At 69.7% G+C, this 18,638-nt stretch carries 17 protein-coding genes and 1 pseudogene; 12 read left to right on the top strand and 6 right to left on the bottom strand.

From position 1 onward, the window contains the following. The first annotated feature begins 89 nt into the window (after window positions 1-89). Both ABZT18_RS14715 and ABZT18_RS14710 read left to right on the top strand, forming a co-directional pair. On the top strand, window positions 90-686 hold the full coding sequence (locus ABZT18_RS14715) for a sigma factor-like helix-turn-helix DNA-binding protein (RefSeq protein ID WP_354997020.1): 597 nt from the start codon (window positions 90-92) through the stop codon (window positions 684-686). 81 nt (window positions 687-767) lie between these two features. Further along, window positions 768-1,187 (top strand): hypothetical protein, encoded by a 420-nt coding sequence (locus ABZT18_RS14710; RefSeq protein WP_354997019.1) that lies wholly within the window; start codon window positions 768-770, stop codon window positions 1,185-1,187. Here ABZT18_RS14710 and ABZT18_RS14705 read toward each other — a convergent pair. Further along, window positions 1,178-2,392 carry an FUSC family protein gene (locus ABZT18_RS14705; protein WP_354997018.1) on the bottom strand — a complete coding sequence of 405 codons (1,215 nt, stop codon included), beginning with the start codon at window positions 2,390-2,392 and terminating at the stop codon, window positions 1,178-1,180. The genes ABZT18_RS14710 and ABZT18_RS14705 overlap by 10 nt on opposite strands. Window positions 2,393-2,538: 146 nt before the next feature. Between ABZT18_RS14705 and ABZT18_RS14700 the strand changes: the two genes are divergently transcribed. Continuing rightward, window positions 2,539-2,838: an amphi-Trp domain-containing protein gene (locus tag ABZT18_RS14700; RefSeq protein ID WP_354997017.1), complete on the top strand. Its 300-nt coding sequence runs from the start codon at window positions 2,539-2,541 to the stop codon at window positions 2,836-2,838. Window positions 2,839-2,936: 98 nt separating this feature from the next. Here ABZT18_RS14700 and ABZT18_RS14695 read toward each other — a convergent pair whose 3' ends face one another. Further along, entirely contained in the window at window positions 2,937-3,326 is a 390-nt protein-coding gene (locus ABZT18_RS14695) for a hypothetical protein (protein ID WP_354997016.1), read from the bottom strand. A 132-nt stretch (window positions 3,327-3,458) separates the two neighbouring features. Between ABZT18_RS14695 and ABZT18_RS14690 the strand changes: the two genes are divergently transcribed. After that, the gene (locus tag ABZT18_RS14690; protein WP_354997015.1) at window positions 3,459-4,214 is read left to right on the top strand and encodes a hypothetical protein; all 756 of its coding nucleotides are present in this window, start codon (window positions 3,459-3,461) and stop codon (window positions 4,212-4,214) included. An 82-nt stretch (window positions 4,215-4,296) separates the two neighbouring features. Here the strand turns inward: ABZT18_RS14690 and ABZT18_RS14685 are convergent, their stop codons facing one another. Further along, entirely contained in the window at window positions 4,297-7,281 is a 2,985-nt protein-coding gene (locus tag ABZT18_RS14685; protein WP_354997014.1) for a glycoside hydrolase family 3 C-terminal domain-containing protein, read from the bottom strand. Between the two features lie 491 nt (window positions 7,282-7,772). Here ABZT18_RS14685 and ABZT18_RS14680 point away from each other — a divergent pair, with 491 nt between their 5' ends. Then, window positions 7,773-9,437 (top strand): Na+/H+ antiporter, encoded by a 1,665-nt coding sequence (locus ABZT18_RS14680; RefSeq protein ID WP_354997098.1) that lies wholly within the window; start codon window positions 7,773-7,775, stop codon window positions 9,435-9,437. Window positions 9,438-9,545: 108 nt separating this feature from the next. On the opposite strand, the gene ABZT18_RS14675 is transcribed toward ABZT18_RS14680, so the two are convergent. Beyond that, window positions 9,546-12,026 (bottom strand): M14 family metallopeptidase, encoded by a 2,481-nt coding sequence (locus tag ABZT18_RS14675; RefSeq protein ID WP_355251527.1) that lies wholly within the window; start codon window positions 12,024-12,026, stop codon window positions 9,546-9,548. A 381-nt stretch (window positions 12,027-12,407) separates the two neighbouring features. Between ABZT18_RS14675 and ABZT18_RS14670 the strand changes: the two genes are divergently transcribed. From ABZT18_RS14670 to ABZT18_RS14655, 4 genes are all read left to right on the top strand, one after another. Next, complete coding sequence (locus ABZT18_RS14670) at window positions 12,408-13,106, top strand: response regulator transcription factor (protein ID WP_354997012.1); 699 nt, start codon at window positions 12,408-12,410, stop codon at window positions 13,104-13,106. A gap of 101 nt (window positions 13,107-13,207) precedes the next feature. Continuing rightward, on the top strand, window positions 13,208-14,419 hold the full coding sequence (locus tag ABZT18_RS14665) for a cytochrome P450 (protein ID WP_354997011.1): 1,212 nt from the start codon (window positions 13,208-13,210) through the stop codon (window positions 14,417-14,419). Window positions 14,420-14,430: 11 nt separating this feature from the next. Next, complete coding sequence (locus tag ABZT18_RS14660; protein WP_354997010.1) at window positions 14,431-14,634, top strand: ferredoxin; 204 nt, start codon at window positions 14,431-14,433, stop codon at window positions 14,632-14,634. Then, complete coding sequence (locus tag ABZT18_RS14655; protein ID WP_354997009.1) at window positions 14,631-15,785, top strand: FAD-dependent oxidoreductase; 1,155 nt, start codon at window positions 14,631-14,633, stop codon at window positions 15,783-15,785. Before ABZT18_RS14660 ends, ABZT18_RS14655 begins: the two co-directional genes overlap by 4 nt. A gap of 42 nt (window positions 15,786-15,827) precedes the next feature. Here ABZT18_RS14655 and ABZT18_RS14650 read toward each other — a convergent pair whose 3' ends face one another. Beyond that, window positions 15,828-16,043, bottom strand: coding sequence for a hypothetical protein (locus ABZT18_RS14650; protein WP_354997008.1), 216 nt, complete (start codon window positions 16,041-16,043; stop codon window positions 15,828-15,830). A 102-nt stretch (window positions 16,044-16,145) separates the two neighbouring features. On the opposite strand from ABZT18_RS14650, the gene ABZT18_RS14645 reads away from it, so the two are divergent. Beyond that, the gene (locus tag ABZT18_RS14645; RefSeq protein ID WP_354997007.1) at window positions 16,146-16,616 is read left to right on the top strand and encodes a TspO/MBR family protein; all 471 of its coding nucleotides are present in this window, start codon (window positions 16,146-16,148) and stop codon (window positions 16,614-16,616) included. A 15-nt stretch (window positions 16,617-16,631) separates the two neighbouring features. On the opposite strand, the gene ABZT18_RS14640 is transcribed toward ABZT18_RS14645, so the two are convergent. Beyond that, window positions 16,632-16,847 (bottom strand): VOC family protein, encoded by a 216-nt coding sequence (locus tag ABZT18_RS14640; protein ID WP_354997097.1) that lies wholly within the window; start codon window positions 16,845-16,847, stop codon window positions 16,632-16,634. Window positions 16,848-16,965: 118 nt separating this feature from the next. Here ABZT18_RS14640 and ABZT18_RS14635 point away from each other — a divergent pair, with 118 nt between their 5' ends. Both ABZT18_RS14635 and ABZT18_RS14630 read left to right on the top strand, forming a co-directional pair. Beyond that, entirely contained in the window at window positions 16,966-18,510 is a 1,545-nt protein-coding gene (locus tag ABZT18_RS14635; protein ID WP_354997006.1) for a sigma-70 family RNA polymerase sigma factor, read from the top strand. A 46-nt stretch (window positions 18,511-18,556) separates the two neighbouring features. After that, a pseudogene (locus ABZT18_RS14630) lies at window positions 18,557-18,638 on the top strand (MerR family DNA-binding transcriptional regulator); the annotation flags it as partial.

Below are 18,638 nucleotides of genomic sequence, written 5' to 3'. Positions count from 1 at the left end.
GCCTGGACCGGCTCCGCACCCGGACCGCCCGACCCGAGCAGCCGTGGGACGGCGCCGGCCCGGAACCCGACCCGACGGACCGCGCCCCGGTGGACCCGGAACGGGAGGCCCTGCTGGCTGAGTCGCTCGACCGAGCGCTCCTGGTCGTCCTCGACACCCTCGCGCCGACCGAGCGGTTCGTGTACGTGCTACACGACATGTTCGCGGTCTCGTTCGAGGAGATCGCCGCCGTGGTGGACCGTACCCCTGCCGCCGTCCGCCAGATCGCCAGCCGTGCCCGACGCAGGGTGCACCAGGACGGGACCCCCCGGGAGGTTGACCCAGCGCGTCAGCGACGGGTGGTCGAGGCGTTCCTCGCTGCCTCCCGCGAGGGCAGGTTCGACGATCTGGTCAGCCTGCTCGACCCGCACGTCATCATGCGCGCCGACCCGGTGGCCGCCGGCCTGGGCTCCGCCGCCGAGACGCGCGGCTCGGCCGCCATCGCCGGCTTCTTCAACGGCCGCGCGGAGGGCGCCGTGCCGGCGTACGTCGACGGGTTGCCGGGCGCGGTCGTGGAACTGGGCAACGGCGGTCGCCTCGCGCTCAGCTTCATCGTCACCGATCGGATCATCGGCATCGAGGTGGTGGCTGACCCGGTGCACCTCGTGATGCTCGACCTCGCCGTCGGGGAGGCGGTTCAGGAGTAGACAGCGCCCTGCCTTGGGATGTCAGGGGTCAGTGGTACCACTGGCGATGACCGGAGGTGCCGGTTGGCAGAGGAGGCGTGCGTGGACACCGGAGAGGCGGCCCGACGGTGGGCCAGGACCTGGACCGACGCCTGGCCGGTCAAGGACATCGAGGCGATCATCGGCCTACAGAGCGAGAGCGGCGACCACTGGGCCTCGATGTTTCGGCCGTACCGGGGGCGTTCCGGTCTCCGGGTCTATCTGGAGGAGTCCTTCGCCGAGGAAACCCGCCCCGCTCAGGTGTGGTTCGCCGAGCCGCAGGTCGACGGCGATGCGGCAGCAGCGGAGTACTGGGCGGTGATCCACGTGAAGGAGCAGCCCCTGACCATCTCCGGCTGCACCCTGCTGCGCTTCGACGAGGCTGGCCGCGTGGCCGAGGCCCGGGACTACTCGGCCGTCAAGGAAGGCCACCACGCACCGCCGACCGGCCTGTTCAGGGAAGACCTCGCCGCTCAGTCCTGACGGTCCGGATCCACCGACTGCCGCACCAGTGCTGCCGCTCTGTCCGCGTCCAACCCGGTGGCGATGAGCAGGTCGTGGGCGGCCGTGCGGAGCTCACCTGCGGCGATCATGCCCGAGTAGCCCAACCGATGGGTGTGCGGGCGGGTGGGATCCGACACGGCCTCCCCCTGCGCCCTTCCGACCAGCTCGACGGCCGTCAGGATCTGCTGGCGCGCCTCGCGCGGCTCAGCATGGGCGCGGATCGCGCATCTCAGCGTCCGCATGCTGGCGGCCAGCAGGTCGACGGCCGCGGGAAACTCCTCCGGTATCGGCTCGTCGTCCTTGAGGGCTCTTGTGAGTCGCCTCGCGAGGGCACGCCAGCTGTACAGGCTGCGCTCCATATGTCGGACGGCCCTGGTGTAGAAGGCCAGGGACGTGCGTTCACGCCAGCGCAGCGGCGCCAGTCGCACCACCTCCTGGGAAGCGTCGAGCCCTTCGTTCAGCGCGGCCACCCGGGAGCCGAGGGCTCGCAACCGGCCCAGACTCCGCTCGGCCCCGCCAAGATCTCGACGGCGCAGAGCCGCGGCCAGGCCGTGCAGGGCCGCGACAGCCGGATCGAGGACGGGTTCGGCCAGCCGCCGCACTGTCCGCTGCGGGTGGATGGGCACCAACAGCAGACCGACCGCCAGACCGATCAACCCGCCGACCGCGGCGTCGACGAAGCGGGGGATGGACAGGTCACGCACAGGCGGCTCCAGGGTGGCGATGAGCACCGCGGTACCGCCGGCCTGGGTGAGCAGGGAACCACCGCCCTTGAGCAGGACGGCGACGATGATCGCCAGCACGACGACCACGCCGGTCTGCCAGGCCCCGATGCCGAAGAACGGCATGAGCGTGTCACCCGCGGCAAGCCCGAGGATCACCCCGGCCAGCAACTCCACGGTGCGCCGCAGTCGTGAACCCATCGCGGCAGCCACGATGCCGACCGCGGTGGTAGGTGCGACAACTGGGGACGAATTGCCCAGGAAGTGGTAGACCACGAACCAGGCGAGCGCCGCCGCGATGCCGGCCTGCACGGCGAGCAGCCCGTAAAGACGTAACCGCCAGACGCGGGCGCGTATCGCGTGCTGCACCCGAGGGTGCAGGTCGATCGACGTTCGGCCAGCCCGAGACTCCCCGTACGGTGCCGGGTCCTCTTCGGCTGCCGGCTCCTGCTTCGCGGGCACCCGCGCCGCTTACCCACCGGAGACGAACCTATCCGGCGGGCAGCGCCGGATTGTGGCGACAGGCCGCGGCTCGCAAGATCCATATCACGTGCTCGGCTCAACGCCGTTCTACCCGCCTTCCCCACCATCCTCTATGGAGTGACAGCATGGCCGGCATGGATATCTACGAGGACGCCCGTACCGTGTCGCGCGCCGACCTGGCAGCCTGGCTGCGCCAACTCGCGCACCAGCTGGAGTCTGATGGGCGGATCTTCTACGGCGCCGGGGGCGCGGTGACCGTCGCCGACACCGTCCGGTGTGAGCTGGAGATCGAGCGCGAGAGCGAGACCGAGCTGTCCGTCGAGATCGAGTTCTCCTGGACGGTGGCGGCGCCCCCGAAGGCGGCGGACGAGGTGGAGAAGCCCACGAGCGGGGACGAGCAGGCCGAGGCGCCGTCGGAGGCGTGACCCCACCGCGATGACGCGTCGCGCGGCGGCCATCGTTGTCGGTGGCCGCCCACCGCCTGCGCCCGGCCCGGTATTCAGCCCTGTGGTCGGGGCGTCGGCTACCCGAAGCCTGGGTGATCTAACCTGCTGCGCGGCAGCCACCGCAGTGCGGCGTCGGCAGTGTCCTCCGGACTGCTGTTGAAGGCGATCGCCGCGCCCGGAGCATGCTGCCGGACAAGGTTGACCACCCGCTCGAAGAGCTGGAGCAACGGCTCGTGCTTGCGGATACCGCCGCCGACCACCACGCAGGCGTAACTCTTCTGGGTCAGCGCCTCGACGATCGTCCCCTCGGCGTTGTCGTCGGGCGCCACCAGGCACAGGTCGGCCTCAATACCGTGATCCTCGAAGCGGGCCTGACCCCGTGCTATCGCCGCCACGACTGGCTCGGGATCCCAGCCTGGGATCCGCATGGGATCGAGACCAACCACCAGCACGGGTCCCAGTGCCATGCGTACTCCTGTAGAACGATCTGCCCCAGCACCCGGCCGGGCCTGCCCAGCACCGTCGATGCTGCCACAGGCGGCAGCAGATGAGTACGAGCACTCATCCTCCTGCTCACGCCGGCCGGCATGCTCGACGTCATGGACCTTCTTCGCCGGATCAGCGCGCTGACGGTGGTCGTGGCCTGCCTGATGCTGAGCGGGTGCGCCGAGTACCGCGACGGCGACTCGATGGCGAGGGACATCGCGGCGAGCGAGGCGGAGCGCCTTGATGACGACCTCGGTCATCGCAACCGGGTCCGGGACGCCGAGCAGATCGCCGCGACCGAGATCTCCGAGGCGGAGGGCAGCAGCTCAACCGTCCGACGTGAGCCGCTGGCCTGGTCGGGTCGAACCGCCGGAAGCGAGCGGGCCACCATCGACGTCCGGTTCGCGGTGACGGTGGCAGAGGACTCCGGGACGTCCTTCGGCGACCTCGGCAACTCTGCCGGCCAGGCCACGCGATGCTACCGCTACCTGCTGGAACTCTATCGCTACACGTCCTATGAGGAGATCGACTGCCCATCGGTGGCCAGTCCTCCGGCGCCCAGCGCCGCGCCGATTCCCGCCCTGCCCGACGACGCGCGCGACCGGCTCAGCACGGCGCTGCGAACCGCCACACCCGACACCCTCGCGGGCGCGGTGCGCGCAGCGTTTCCCGAGAAGCACATCAAGGTCGACACGGTCACCCACGAGGGTGCCCTCGTCGCCGCGGTGGGCGTCCCCGCCGAGCGGGACTGCCTCCTCCTGGTCCGGACCCCCGGCGGAGCCATCGAGTCACCCGGGTACGACGCCATCTGGCTGGAGCCGGGTGAGATGGGGTGCAGGACCGGGCTGTACGTCTCGCCACCGCGGTAGGAGGCCGGCGACGCCAGAAACCCTCCGTCCGGCCCGCGTTCCCACCGGGCCGGGTCGACGATCGACCCGGCCCGGGCTCCGGTCAACTGATGGAGAAGTCGGCCAGCCGCAGCGCGGAATCGAACACCAGGTACACGTCGTGGGTGCCAGCGGTCCGGGCCAACTCAGAGCTGATGCTGACGTACCGGTACTCGTCGCCGGTGCCGGGCACGGTGGCCGTGCCCAGCAGCCGGCCGGTGGGCGAGCCCAACCGGATCTGGATCGTGCCGGCGCTCGCGCCGGCCTTGGCGACCTTCGCGGTGAAGCTGTGGGCGCCAGGGCGCAGCGCGGAGCCGGCGAAGGAGATCCACTGGCCCGTCGCGGTGGCACCGACGGCCGTACCGTGGGCCTTCGTCTCGTCGACCAGTCGGACCCCCGCGTACCGGTCGAAGTTCTCCGCCCGGGTGGGCCGGGACAGGTCACGGGCCGGGATCTTCTCACCGCGCACCCGAACCGCGGCCCGGGCCCGGACGTCCTCGGCGGACGCGCCGATCATCAGGTCGTAGACGGACGACTCGACCACCCACCGGCTGCGGGTGACGTCCCAGTGCGCCAGGTCGGCGGCGGGCAGTCGCAGCGTCATGGTCCGGGTCTGCCCGGGTGCCAGTTCCACCCGCTGGAACGCCTTGAGCTGGCGGATCGGCGTCTTGTCCCGGGAGGTGCGCTGGTGGGTGTAGAGCTGGGCCACCTCGGACCCGGCCCGGCTGCCGACGTTGGTCACGTCGACGCTGACCGTTATGGTGCCGTCGGCCGCGACCGACTGGGCGGCGGTGCGGGGCTGGCCATACCGGAACCGGGTGTACGACAGCCCGTAGCCGAACGGGTAGAGCGGCTTCGCGGTGCTGTACAGGTAGGTCTGCCCGGACGAGATGATGTCGTACTCCAGCAGGTCCGGCGGCAGTTGCCCGTCCGAGCGGTACCAGGTCTGGGTGAGCCGGCCGGATGGGTTGCGGTCGCCGAACAGGACGTCGGCGACGGCGTGCCCGGTCTCGGCGCCCGCGTGGGTGGTCCAGACGATGGCCGGGACGTGCTCCTGTTCCCATCCGATGGTGACCGGGTAGCTGCTCTGGAGCACCAGCACCGTGCGCGGGTTGGCCTTGACCACGGCCTTGACCAGCGCCTCCTGGCCGGCGCTCAGCACCGTGGAGGTCCGGTCATGCGCCTCGCGTCCGTTGATGAACGGGTTGCTGCCGACGACCAGCACGGCGGTGTCAGCCACCTTGGCCGCCGCGACGGCCCGGTCGATCCCGCTGCTGACGACCTCGCGCTCGAAGTGGGTCGCGGCAGCCGGGGTGGAGGCGCCGAGCTTGAGGGCACCATCGTCGCCGACCGTGACGTACGTGTCGGCGCCGAACCAGCTCTCCTTGGTCTCGTAGCCGACGTAGCGCAGCACCACGGTTCCGTCAGCCTGCGGCTCCACCTTGAACTGCTGCTGCACGTACCAACCGTTCGGCTGCTCGTCGCGGGTGACGAACGGTCCCCAGTTGTAGCCGAGGTAGCGGCCGTTGGCGGCGTTGCGCAACGTCACCACCTCCTGGCCCCAGTCCACGACGTCGAACTGGGCGGCGAGCGAGGCGGTGGTGCCGGTGGTGGCGACCGGGTCGGCGTCGGTGGTGCCGGTGGCCGTGACGTACCGGCCGGTCACCGGGTCCTTCAGGGCGATCCGGTCCGCACCGTCGAGCCCACTGACGCTGGCGGAACCGCCCAGCCGCTCGCGGATGCCGTCGAGCGCGGTCACCTGATACGGCAGGTCGCCGCCGTACCAGTCGGAGTAGAGGGTGTCGGCCAGCGGGCCGAGCACGGCCACCTTGCGGGTCCGGGCCGGGTCCAGCGGCAGTGCCTGGCGGTTGTTCTTCAGCAGCACCATCGCCTCGCCGGCGGCCTGCCGGGCCAGCCGCTGGTGTTCGGGGCTGTTGATGACGTCCGGCGTGATGCCACCGTGCCGGCCGCCGCCCGGGTCGAACTCACCCAGTCGGAACCGGACGTTCAGGATCTCTCGGATCCGGGCGTCGATGTCCCGCTCGGTGAGCAGACCGGCGGTCAGCGCCTGCTTGATGGCGGTGACGGTCGGCTGCGCGTTGGTGTCGTCGGTGATGAAGCTGTTCAGGCCGGCCTTGACGATCGCGGCGTTCCCCTCCGGAAGGGTGGCGTAGTACCCCTGGGAGCCGATGAGGTTGTTCGGGGCCCAGGCGTCCGTGACGTTCATCAGCGGCTGGTCGGTCCAGCCGCGCACCACCGTCGCCAGGTCCGGGTCGACCGTGGCGGGGCGGCCGTTGACCAGGTTGTACGAGGCCATCACCCCGGTCGCCGCGTCAGCGGCGATGGCCGGCCTGAACGCGGCCCGGTCGTACTCGTTGAGCACCCGAGGGGGCACGTTCGACGAGGTCACGTCGCGACGGACCTCGTTGTTGTAGGCCAGGTAGTGCTTGAGGGTCGGGGCGCTCTTCAGGTGATCGGGGTCCCCGCCGGTCATCCCCGAGCCGTACGCGGTGGATATCGCGGCGGTCAGCAGCGGGTCCTCGGAGTAGCCCTCCTCGTTGCGGCCCCACCGAGGGTCGCGCAGCAGGTTGACGACCGGTGCCCAGAGGTTGAGACCCCAGACCCGGGGGTTCTGCGCGTGGTAGCCGCGTGCCTCGTCGCCGACGGCTGAACCGACCTGCCGGATCAGGTCGGTGTTCCAGGTGCTCGCCATGCCCACCGGCTGTGGGAAGGACGTACCGCTGGCCTTCACCACCGCGCCGTTGTTGTCGATGTCGGTCGACCAGGCCACCCCGTGCAGCGCCTCGGTGCCGGTCTTGAACAGGCCGATGTCCAGCCGGGGGATGGCCGGCTGGTACTGGTGCAGCCACGAGATCTTCTCGTCCTGCGTGAGCCGCCCGAGCAGATCGTCGACCCGGGCATTCACGGGCAGGTGCGGATCTCGGAACGGGTAGGTGGGTTCGGCGAGCGCCGTGCCGGGGACGGCCGGTAGGGCCAGCAGGGCGAGCGCGAGCGCGGTGATTCCGCGCCGTAGGCGCCAGTTCCGCATGCGGTTCTCCTCATGTCGTACGACCCGACGCCCAGCGGGCGCCGAGACCGGCGCGGCCAGGCTCGACACCCGGCTGACGGGCCTGAACGACGGATCGTCGAAGCGCTTCGACGACCCGGCCGTGATACCACGACCATGAATGTTGTGATGCGCGCAACTATAGACGCGCGCCTATGGAGGGCAATAGTGGTCGTCCGGCAGGACGGGACCGCGGGGTTCAGAGGCGGCGCGTGTCACTGCGGTCGCGCCGGGCCCTCCCGGTCCGGGACGGTGGCGGCACCGCCCAGGCCGCCGCTGGCCGCCGACGAGCGGCCACGTTGATCAAACGGGTACGCTCGTACTGCTGCGGACTGCGCTGCCAGGCGTCAACGGCGTCGACGGGTGCCACCGATGGGATGCGACCGGTGCCTCGGCCGCGAGCCGGCAGTCGACCGAAGAATCTCGCGCCTCGCGCCGCTCCAGGGGGAAGCCACCAGGTGAGCACACACTCAATGCTGTTGTTCGTGCTCGCCGCCGTCGCGGTCATCGTCGCCGTGCGGTGGGTGGCGGCCCGCACCGGCCTGCCGGCGGCGGCGCTTCTGCCGCTCATCGGCATCGCGTACGCGCTGCTCCCCGGCCCCAACATCGGCCTTGATCCCGACCTCGTGCTCATGATCGTGCTGCCGCCGTTGCTCTACAGCGCCGCACTGGACTCCTCACTGCTGGACATCCGCCGGAACCTGCGCATCGTGGTCAGCCTGTCCGTGCTGCTGGTGCTCCTCACCGGGGTGCTCGTCGGAATCGGGTTCCACCTGTTCGTCGCCGGGGCGACACTGGCCGCCGGGATCGCGGTCGGCGCCGCCATCGCACCGCCCGACCCGGTGGCCGCCCTGGCGGTGGGGCGCCGGGTCAACCTCCCGCCAAAGATGGTCACGATCATTCAGGGCGAGGGGCTGCTGAACGACGCGACCGCGCTGACGATGCTCAGCGTCGCGGTGGCCGCAGCCGTGGGCGGTGAGTTCTCCTTCCCGGGGGCCGTTGGGAAGTTCCTGCTGGCGGCGGTCGGCGGGATCGCCGTGGGAGCGGCCGTCGCCTGGGTGGTTCGTCTGGCCCGACCGCTCACCACGGACCCGCTGCTGTCCAACGCCATCTCGCTCGCGACACCGTTCGTGGCCTACCTGCTGGGCGAGGAGCTGCACGTCTCCGGGGTGCTCGCCGTGGTGATCGCCGGGCTGATCGTCGGCCACCAGACGCCCCAGCTCGGCTCCGGGGCGGCCCGCCTGCAGACCAGCGCGGTGTGGCGGCTGGTCGACTTCCTCCTCGAAGGTTTCGTCTTCCTGCTGATCGGCCAGCAGCTTCCCGAGGTCGTCAAGGGCCTGCGCCATTACGACACGTCGACCATCGTCATCGCCGTCGCGATATCCGTCGGCGTGGTGCTGCTCCTGCGCCCCGCGTGGCTGGTGTTGACCCAGTCCCTCCCCCGGTCGCTGCACACCCGGCTGGGTGGCATCTCCGAGCAGGACGACCCCGACGAGGCAGGTACCGCCCGGCAGGTCGCACGCTCCGATCGCAACGCCCGTCGACTCAGCCCTCGCGAAGTGGTGGCGTTGAGCTGGTCCGGCACGCGTGGTGTCATCAGCCTGGCCGCGATCTTCACCTTGCCGTTGACCACCAACAGCGGCGCACCTTTCCCCGACCGCGACCTCCTGCTGTTCTGCACCTTCGTGGTCGTCCTGGTGACGCTCGTCGGGCAGGGTCTGACGTTCGCGCCGCTCGTACGGATGCTGGGCCTGCGCGCCAACGAGACCGACCAGGCCCGCGTACGCAACGAGGCCCGCTCGGCGGCGGTCGAGGCCGCTCTGGCCCGCCTCGACGAAGTCGCCGCCGACGAACCGGACAGCGCGGTGGCCGTCAACACCACCCGTACGCAGTTGCTGGCCCGATTGGCGCGCTACCGCGGTCGGCTCGACCTGCTGGAGCAGAGCGGGTCGTCCGAGATACCCACCTCGCCGCAGTACGAGACGGCGCTTCGTGTCCGGCGGACCGCCATCGACGCGCAGCGCGAGGAACTCGTGCGCTGGCGGGACTCCGGCCGGCTGCCCGACGAGGAACTCCGCGTCCTGGAGCGCGAACTCGATCACGAGGAACTGCTGCTCCCGAAGCGGGCAACCAGTTGACCTGTCGCGGCGGGGATTGTGACCTCACCGTAGGGCGGGGAGTCCGCATGATCATTGCCTCGCCAGTGGGGTGGACCCACTGACGAGGCAATGATCGTGGGATGAGCGCTACCTCTTGTCGATCTTGATCGTCGCGGTGCGGTAGTTGTTGCGCTTGTCGTTCTTCGTCGGGTCGTAGTTCTTCTCGATGTTGCCGGCGCTGTCCACCGAGAACCAGTTGAACGTCGTCGTCTCGGTCACGTGGAACACCTGCCCCGGCTCACGGAACTCGGTGGCCGCGTAGCGGGGCGACTGGAGCGTGGGCCGGCTGCCGTCCGTCGTGTAGTAGATGGTGGCCGGTTCGTTCGTCTCGAAGCGCACATCGACGGGCCCACGGTATTTCCCGTTACCGGGGACGAGCTTGGACGTCGGGTCCTTCTTGTCCTTGCCCCAGTCCGCCGCGACCCGGAACATCTCCGTGATCCCGTTGGCGTACTCCATCGTCTCGGCGTGGCCGCTGACGAGGTTGGGGTCGCCCTCCCACACAGGCTGGAACGAGCCGCCCTGCCAGTTGCCGGTGGCCGGGTTGTAGACGGAGCCGCCGACCTCCCAGCCAAAGGCGTAGATCCCGTAGGTGTAGTACAGGTCCTCCCGCACGTTGCCCGCGGACGAGTAGAGGACGTCCGACGAGCCGCCCACGTTCTCCGGAGTGACGACGGTTTCCCGGTGCGCCTTGACCTGCCCCAGGATCCTGGAAGCCGACTGCCAGTAGAACGCCTCGTCACCCAGCGGCGGGCGCGGCGTGGTGATCCGCCCGTCCGCGATGTAAGCGCCGGGCTGCCAGAACAGCTGACCGCCGTTGGAGTGCACCGACATCATGAACTTGATGTTCGAATACTTCTCGACCAGCCAGATGATGTTCTTCGACTCGGGCTCGGACAGCTCCTCTGGCCCCTGATAGGTGCCGCTGACGCAGTTGGTCGACCCGCCCGCGTAGCCGTCGTGGCCCGACCCGACCCGGTAGTTCCGGTTCAGGTCGACGCCCCAGGAGTTCCGCTGCGCCGGATCGGCGGTCGCGTCCGGGCAGTGGTTCGTCATGTTCTTACGCTGCGAGGCGAAGTTGTAGAAGCTGTAGTTCGCCCCGTCGGGGTTGTTGGAGAGGATGAAGAAGACGTCGGTGTTGTCGACGATGTTCTTCGTCTCCCGGTCGGACCGGTAGTTGTGCACCAGCCGCTCGGCCGACTCCAGGCTGGTCGTCGCCGGCACCCACTCGCGGGCGTGGTCCTGTGCCTGGATCAGCACACCGGGCTTCTTGCCGTCACGGTGCTTGCCGATCCGCAGGACGGGGATCGTGACGGGGCCTCGCGGCACCTCACCCTCGGGTGCGCCGACGCGTTTCTGGTCGAGGGAGTCGGTCAGCGCGACCGGGCCGGCCGTCGGCGCGACAATGCCGGTGCCCGCGTTGGTGCGGTACGGATGTGACCGGTCGATGAGGCCCTGGGACTGGGTCCGCAGTGCGTCCGCCACCTCGGTGGCCGTACTCGCCAACGCACCGGAGGCATCCTTCGCGAGGAGGACGCGGACCGCCTTGCCCGCGACCTCGGCCGCGAGCGGGAGGTCCGCACCCGGCCGGTCCACGAACTCGACCGTGACGTCGTTGCCACCCTCGTGACCCCACGCCGCCGAGCTGACGACGACCGCCGCCTGCCCCGTACCGCCGATCGTGGCCTGCGCCTTGCGCTGGTAGCCGTTCGTCTGGTTGGGCAGGTAGACGATCTCGGCGATGTCGGGGTACTGGCGGGCGATCTCCTTGGCGCGGCTGTAGAGCTGCTGCGGGTGCCGGTAGCCGTCCACGAAGTCCGACTTGTAGCCCCGATTCTCCGTCAACGGCGGCGGAGCGTCCTCAAGCCAGTCGGAGACGACGCCGGTGGTGACACCACCGGTCGAGCTCGTGACCCGGATCTGGTTCGGACGAGCGTCGAGCTTGAACAGGTTCCGGTGGAACATGTACTGCCCGGAGTCCACGAACCGGCTCATCGTCCGCGCGAAGCCGAACGACGTGCGCTTGCCCGAGTCGTTCTCGAGCTGCATCTCGACGATCGGGTCTGCCTGCTGCCCCTCGGTGGTGCGGGCCTCGACGTAGAGGAAGCCCTGGCCCTTGGTGGTGAACCAGTCGGCGCGGGCGATGCGTACCGTCGCCTCGTGGCTCGCCGGCTGGACCGTCCGCGCGGCAGCGCCCTGGATGCCGCCGTCGGCCTCGTCGCTCCACTCGAAGGCCACGTCGTCGCCGAGGACCTCGACGCCCATCGCCTTCAGTTCGGCGACCTGCTCAGCGGTGACGACCGCCTCGCCTTCGATGCCGGTCGGCACGCGCTTCAGGCCGTGCTCGATGTCGAAGCCGGCGGCGACCACCTTGTCCAGCATGTCTGCGCCGGCCAGCTTGATGGGTACGAGGCGTGCCTGCTCCTGATTTTCGAGCTGGGACCGCCCGGAACCGGCCGCGGCTGTCGACCCCGTGGGATCCGCGCCAGCGGGCCCGGTCGTCACGAGGACGCCCGCCACCAGGGCGGGCAGCGCGAGAAGTGCGATGCGCCGTTGTCTGCGTCGCATATTCCCCTCCTTCTACTTGCGACGTTCAATTGAGGTGCTGACCGGACCCCGCACGGTCGTGCCTCCATTGAGGACAGCCGTACTAAACTCGTGTGCGCTCTGCCTGGGGGGTACGACGATGGTTGCCGTTGCGGAAGGGATCGGGGGTCGTCAGCGAGCTGAGTGCGGTGAGCGTATGTGCGTTCTGCGGCCGCACTGGGTGGCGTGATCCGAATTTGAGCATTCCTTGAGGCGCCGAGCGACGCCACGGACGCGTCGGGCGACCGGCGCACATAGACGGCCGTGAGCGCTGACGGGGATGCTGTGGGAGTCGGGTCGCTCCGATGTGTCCGCGAGCCGGCCCGGCGAGGGACGGCGTCCCTGAAGGGTGGGGTCCGCAGCATGCGCGTCGTCCCGACAGCGAGGTCTCCGTACGACTTCCGCCTGCTCGTGGTGGCCCCGGACCCGGATCTGCGTGGTTCGCTCACGGCTCAGCTGAGCTTCGCGGGCTACCTGGTCACCTCCGCCGCGACAGGCGCCGCCGCGCTGCGACTGCTCGGGGAGCATCACGTCGATCTGATCGTGGTCGACGTGGAGATCCCCGATCTTCAAGCCCTCGCCCGTGATCGTCCGATCCTCATCGACCGTCCCCCGGTCCTGTGCCTGGCCGCATGCGAGTCTCTGGGGGCTCTGGTGCCCGCGCTCGGCACCGAGATCCAGGACTACATCACCAAGCCGTGCCGGAGCCCGGAGTTGTTGGCCCGCGTTCAGGTACTGCTGCGCGACAGGACCAACACGGGATCGGGGACCGTGTTGCGGCACGGGGATCTGCTGCTCGACGAGGTCGCCTGCCGAGCGTGGCGGGGTGATCGTGTGCTCGACGTGACCCCGGCGGAGTACCGGCTCCTGCGACACCTGTTGCTCAATGCCGGCCGGGTGCTGTCGAAGGAGCAGATGGCCTGGCAGGTGTGGAGCGAGGCCCGTGGAGACAACGCCATCGAGCGGCTGGTGTCCCGACTGCGGCAGAAGGTGGACGAGACGCGGCCCCGTCTGATCCACACCCACCGGGGGTTCGGGTACTGGCTCGGCTCAGCGCAGTGACCTGAGTCACGTCAGGGATCTGTCAGGTTCGTGTCCGGGTCCGGTCAGCACCCTTTGTTTGCATGGGTCATCAGTCTTCGCGCCATGATCCGAGGAGACCCATGTCGGAAACCACCCTGCCCGAGTACCCGATGGCGCGTGACTCGGCGTGCCCCTTCGCCCCCGCCGCCACCGTTCGCACGATGACCCGGGAGAACCCGGTCGGGAAGGTACGGATCTGGGACGGCAGCACACCGTGGTTCATCACCCGGCACGCCGACCAGCGCGCTCTGCTGAACGACCCGCGGCTCAGCATCGACGAGAAGCGCCAGGGTTACCCGCACATGACCCGCAGCCGTGCGGCGGGCGCCCCGCACCACCCCGCGCTGATCACGAACACGGACCCGCCCGAGCACACCCGTCTGCGCCGCACCGTCAACGCTCCCTTCATGGTCAAGCGGGTGGAGGCACTGCGACCGCGGATCCAGGAGGTCCTCGACTCCCTCATCGACGAGATGCTCGCCGGTCCGAACCCGACCGACCTGGTTCAGGCGATCGCTCTGCCGGTACCCACGTTGGTCATCACGGAGATCCTCGGCGCACCGTACAAGGATCATGAGCTCTTCCAGACCACCAGCCACAAGCTGGTCAGCCATGAGTCGACGCCGACGGAGGCTCAGGAAGCCGCCCAGGCGCTGGGCGGATACATCGGCGACCTGTTCCGGCAGAGGCTGTCCGAGCCCGGCGACGACGTGCTGTCCGAGATGGCGGGTCGGGTCAAGGCCGGCGAGATGACCCCTCCGGAAGCCATCACCATGGCCATGGCCATCCTCATCGCCGGCCACGAGACCAGCGCGAGCATGATCTCCCTGGGCACCCTCGCGCTGTTGCGGAACCCGGACCAGTTGGCCCTCCTGCGGGAGAACGACGACCCGAAGTTCGTGGCCAACGCGGTCGAGGAGCTGCTGCGCTACCTGACGATCGTGCACACCGGGATCCGGCGGATCGCCAGCGAGGACATCGAGCTGCACGGCAGCGTCATCCAGGCCGGTGACGGCGTCATCTTCGACCTGTCCGGCGCGAACTGGGACGCCGAGGAGTTTCCCGACCCGGAGCGGCTGGACCTGCGGCGGCCCGCCCGCCAGCACCACGCGTTCGGCTACGGCGCCCACCAGTGCCTGGGTCAGTCGCTCGCCCGGGTGGAGTTGCAGGTCGTCTACGGCACCCTCTACAAGCGGGTTCCGACCCTGGCCCTGGCGGTGCCGTTCGAGGAGGTCGAGTTCGCCATGGAAGGCGTCGCCTACGGCCTCACGTCCCTGCCTGTCACCTGGTGAGAGGAACCGAGATGACGTTGCGCGTGGAGTTCGACGAACCGAAGTGCGTCGCGGCCGGGCAGTGCGCGATGGTCGCCCCCGGCGTCTTCGACCAGCGTGACGACGACGGGGTCGCGATCGTGCTCGACGCCGAGCCCGGCCCGGAACATCACGACGAGGCGCGCGAGGCCGCCGCAGTCTGCCCGGCAGCCGCGATCCGCCTGGTGGAGCGGTGAAGCACCTTGTCGTGGTGGGTGCCTCGGCGGCCGGCCTCGCCGCCGCCGAAACCCTGCGCCGCGAGGGCTACGACGGCATCCTCACCCTGATCGGAGAGGAGATCGATCCACCGTACGACCGTCCGCCGCTGTCCAAGCAGATCCTTACCTCCGACTGGGACGCCGACCGGTTGGCCCTGCGAACCCTGGAGCAACTGAGCGCACTGCGCCTGGACCTGCGGCTCGGTGCCCGGGCGACCGGCCTGGACCGAGCGGACCGCATCGTGCGGATGGCCGACGGCACCGTAATTCCCTACGAGGGGCTGATCATCGCCACGGGGGTACGACCGCGGCGGCTTCCGGGCAGGGGCGCGCACGTCCTGCGTACCCTCGCTGACGCGCTCACGCTGCGAAGGAGCTTGCGGCCCGGCACCCGCCTGGCCGTCGTCGGCGCCGGGTTCCTCGGCGCGGAATGCGCAGCCGTGGCCCGCGGCCTCGGCTGCGACGTCGTCCTGCTCGAACCGGCGCCGGTGCCGCTCGCCCATGCCGTCGGCGAGCAGATCGGGCGGGTCCTCTCGCAAGCGCACCGCGACCACGGCGTCGACCTGCGCACCGGCGTCGCGGTCTCGGCTGTCGCCGACACCGGTGTGCTGCTGACGACGGGAGAGCTGGTCGAAGCCGACGAGGTCCTGGTCGCGATCGGGTCGCAGCCCAACACCGAGTGGCTCGACGGCAGCGGCCTGGAGATCGCCGACGGACTGGTCTGCGACCAGTACAGCGCGGCCGCGCCGGACGTCTACGGCGCCGGCGACGTCGCCCGCTGGCACAACCCGCTGTTCGACAAGTCGATGCGCGTCGAGCACCGCACCAACGCCGCCGAACAGGGCATGGCAGCCGCCCGGAACCTGCTGTTTCCCCATGCGCGTAAGCCGTTCGCGCCGGTGCCGTACTTCTGGTCCGATCAGTACGACATGAAGATCCACGCCTACGGCCACCTGCGTGGTAACGACGAGGTCGCCGTCGTCGACGGCGACCTCGCACAGCGACGTTTCGTGGCCGCGTACCGCAGCGGCGACCGTCTGGTCGGCGCCCTCGCCGTCGGCATGCCGCCCAAGGCCATTCGCCCGTGGCGGCAGGCCATCGCTACCGGTGCCGCCTGGACGGACAGGTGAACGACGAAGCAACCGCTTCGTCGCAGGGCGAGGCCGAGTGCCTCACAGCTGGCGCAGGATCACCGGGTCCTTGATCTTCTTGTCGGCCGCCCGGGTCCGCTCCTCCGGATCGACCTGCGCGCCGGACTCGGCGACCTCCAGGAATGTCCGCCGCCGGATCAGCTCGTCGAGGCGTACTGTCTCCTCGAAGACCTCCATGGTCCACTCGGGCCCGCTCGGCGCTCCGGTCGCTTCATCGACGACTGTGATCAACGGCATGGCGCAGAGGCTAACCGAATACTCCGACAGCCTGTCCCTCTCGGTCTGCCGCCCGGTGACCGGGCGCGGTTGATCCGTCGCAGGCCGGGTAGCTGAATACCCATGCGACTACCAACCCTGGTCAAGACCGCGGCGGCGGTCACCGTGACGGCCGCCGCCGGGACGGCGGTGAACGACACCTCCAATCGCTGGTACCAGCGGCTGCGCAAGCCGACCTGGCAGCCCCCGCCCGTGGCGTTCCCGCTGGCGTGGACGCCGCTGTACGCGCTGATCGCGGTGGCCGGCGCCCGCGTGCTCGACCGCGCCAGCGACGCCGACCGCGCCGCGTTCACCCGCGCCTACGCGCTCAACCTGGCCCTCAACTTCGGTTGGAGCGCGCTGTTCTTCAAGGCCCGCAGGCCCACCGCGGCGCTGGTCGAAATCGCCGCGCTCAACGCCTCCAACTTCGTGCTGCTCCGCCGCGCGTCGCGTGCCGATCGTGTCGCGGGCGTCGCGCTGGCCCCGTACGCCGCGTGGACGCTCTTCGCCACCGCGCTCAACGGCGCCATCGTCCGCCTCAACAGCAACAGGTGAGCCCGTGGGTCATCCTCATTCGTGCGCGAGGACATTGATCACGTGTCCGTCGGGATCCCTGACGAAGAATCGCCGCACACCCCATGGTTCTTCGGTCAGCTCGTGCACGATCTCCGCACCCGCAGCCCCAGGACCTGCGTGTAAAAGGCTTTGGCAGCCTCTAGTGACATGCTCTTGAGGTCCGGGACGATCCTGCTTACTGCCACATGGTGATCTTCGCGCCCACCCCACCGGTTGGCAACACACCGATCGGTGCCAGGACCTCTCGGTGTCAGTTTGTGTGACCTGAACGGGTGTCAACCACTCTCCACGTTGTACGAGGATGTCCCGTGAAGGCGAGGTTGTGAGCGTGACGTATCACGCGTACCCGAACAGGACCGACATGTCGACGGTGGTGGACGCGGCACGCCGCGGCGACCAGGCGGCGATGGACGAGTTGGTCTCGCACTATCTGCCACTGGTGTACAACGTCGTGGGCCGGGCACTGAACCGATCGGCGGATGTCGACGACGTGGTGCAGGACACGATGTTGAGCGTCGTGCGAGGGGTGGCGGGCGTACGCGATCCGCAGCTTTTCCGGTCGTGGCTGGTGGCCGTCACCATGAACGAGGTCCGGGCCCACAAACAGCACCGACACACCACGCCGGCGCCGCCAGAGGACATCGACAACCTGGTCGTCCCGGGGTCCGACTTCGAGGATCTGACCCTGACCCAGCTTCGCCTGTCCGATCAGCGCCGGGAGGTCGTCCTGGCCACGCGTTGGCTGGACGACGACCACCGCCACCTGCTGTCCCTGTGGTGGTTGGTCGAGGCGGGTCACCTCTCCCGCGCCGACCTGGTCGATGCCCTGCAGCTGGACCCACACCACGTGACCGTCCGCGTGGCCCGGATGAAGGCGCAGTTGGACACCGCCCGGCTGGTGGTGCGAGCCCTCGCCGCCCGGCCCGGCTGCGCCGGCCTGATCGAAACGGCCTCCGACTGGGACGCTCAACCGGCGCCGGTGTGGCGCAAGCGGTTGGCGCGGCACATTCGGGCCTGCGCGCACTGCCCAGACGCCACGGGGGATCTGGTTCCGGCCGAGCGGCTGCTGGTCGGCCTGGCGCTCACGCCGCTCCCGGCCGGCCTCGCCTCGGACGTCACGCAGAAGGCGTACACCGTCTCCAGCGCGTCGCAGGGCGTTGCGTCGGCAGGCGCGCGCGCGAAGACCGCCGGGGTGTTGCAGCAGGCACGCGTCGTGGCCCTGTCCCTGCCCAAGACCCTGGTCGGCGCCTTCGCGGCCGTCGCCCTGGTCGGAGGGGGAGGGATGGTCCTCGCCGGTTACACGGACGGGCCGAGGCAGCAGCCGGCGAGCGCGACAGGCGCCCAGCCCTCAACCGCGATCACCGAATCCGCCGCCGAGACCACCGCACCCGCGGTCGCGTCGCCGTCCCCGACGGCACTAGACGCGTCCCCGACCACCTCGCGCGCGACCTCCACCCCCACCAGGTCAGCGACGCCGACCAGATCGCCGACGCCGACCAGATCACCGACCAAGTCGCCGACCAAGCCTGCCAGCGCGTCGACCGGCGTGTCCGCCGCGGAACAACGTCTGCTGGTGCTGCTCAACGAGCGGCGCCGCGCGCTCGGGCTGCCCGAGGTCAAGATGCGCACGACGGAGCAACGCGCCGCGGAAGTCTGCGTGAAGCAGAACCTGGACGCGGGCACCATGACGCACTGCGGCCACGAGGTCCTGTTCGCATCCTCGGGCAACTCCTCACCCGAGCAGATGATCGAGACCTGGTTCAACAGTCCTCCGCACAAGGTGGCGCTGACCTACTCCAGCTCCCGCTTTGCCGGCCCCGCCATCGTCTCCAACGGCACCCGCCAGATCGCCGCCATCAACATCGACTACTGAAGCTTTCCGCACGTAGGAGTGGCGCAGCGCCGCCGGCGCGAGCGCCGGCCTGAGCGTGCACACGCTCCGTTTCTACGAGCAGGAGGGCGTCTTCGTCAGCCCCATACGCCGTGGGCCTGCCGGGCGTC

It is taken from the genome of Micromonospora sp. NPDC005291 (genome assembly GCF_040607415.1).
Classification (GTDB): Bacteria; Actinomycetota; Actinomycetes; order Mycobacteriales; family Micromonosporaceae; genus Micromonospora.
The sequence above is the reverse complement of the archived record's forward strand: the minus strand, read 5'-3'. Positions and strand labels throughout refer to the sequence as shown.

What these genes read in the sequence shown, in the direction of transcription:
- ABZT18_RS14700 (WP_354997017.1), top strand. Translation starts at nt 2,539, where the DNA reads ATGGCCGGCATGGATATCTACGAGGACGCCCGTACCGTGTCGCGCGCC.
- ABZT18_RS14695 (WP_354997016.1), bottom strand. Translation starts at nt 3,326, where the DNA reads ATGGCACTGGGACCCGTGCTGGTGGTTGGTCTCGATCCCATGCGGATC.
- ABZT18_RS14690 (WP_354997015.1), top strand. Translation starts at nt 3,459, where the DNA reads ATGGACCTTCTTCGCCGGATCAGCGCGCTGACGGTGGTCGTGGCCTGC.
- ABZT18_RS14685 (WP_354997014.1), bottom strand. Translation starts at nt 7,281, where the DNA reads ATGCGGAACTGGCGCCTACGGCGCGGAATCACCGCGCTCGCGCTCGCC.
- ABZT18_RS14680 (WP_354997098.1), top strand. Translation starts at nt 7,773, where the DNA reads ATGCTGTTGTTCGTGCTCGCCGCCGTCGCGGTCATCGTCGCCGTGCGG.
- ABZT18_RS14675 (WP_355251527.1), bottom strand. Translation starts at nt 12,026, where the DNA reads ATGCGACGCAGACAACGGCGCATCGCACTTCTCGCGCTGCCCGCCCTG.
- ABZT18_RS14670 (WP_354997012.1), top strand. Translation starts at nt 12,408, where the DNA reads ATGCGCGTCGTCCCGACAGCGAGGTCTCCGTACGACTTCCGCCTGCTC.
- ABZT18_RS14665 (WP_354997011.1), top strand. Translation starts at nt 13,208, where the DNA reads ATGTCGGAAACCACCCTGCCCGAGTACCCGATGGCGCGTGACTCGGCG.
- ABZT18_RS14660 (WP_354997010.1), top strand. Translation starts at nt 14,431, where the DNA reads ATGACGTTGCGCGTGGAGTTCGACGAACCGAAGTGCGTCGCGGCCGGG.
- ABZT18_RS14650 (WP_354997008.1), bottom strand. Translation starts at nt 16,043, where the DNA reads ATGCCGTTGATCACAGTCGTCGATGAAGCGACCGGAGCGCCGAGCGGG.
- ABZT18_RS14645 (WP_354997007.1), top strand. Translation starts at nt 16,146, where the DNA reads ATGCGACTACCAACCCTGGTCAAGACCGCGGCGGCGGTCACCGTGACG.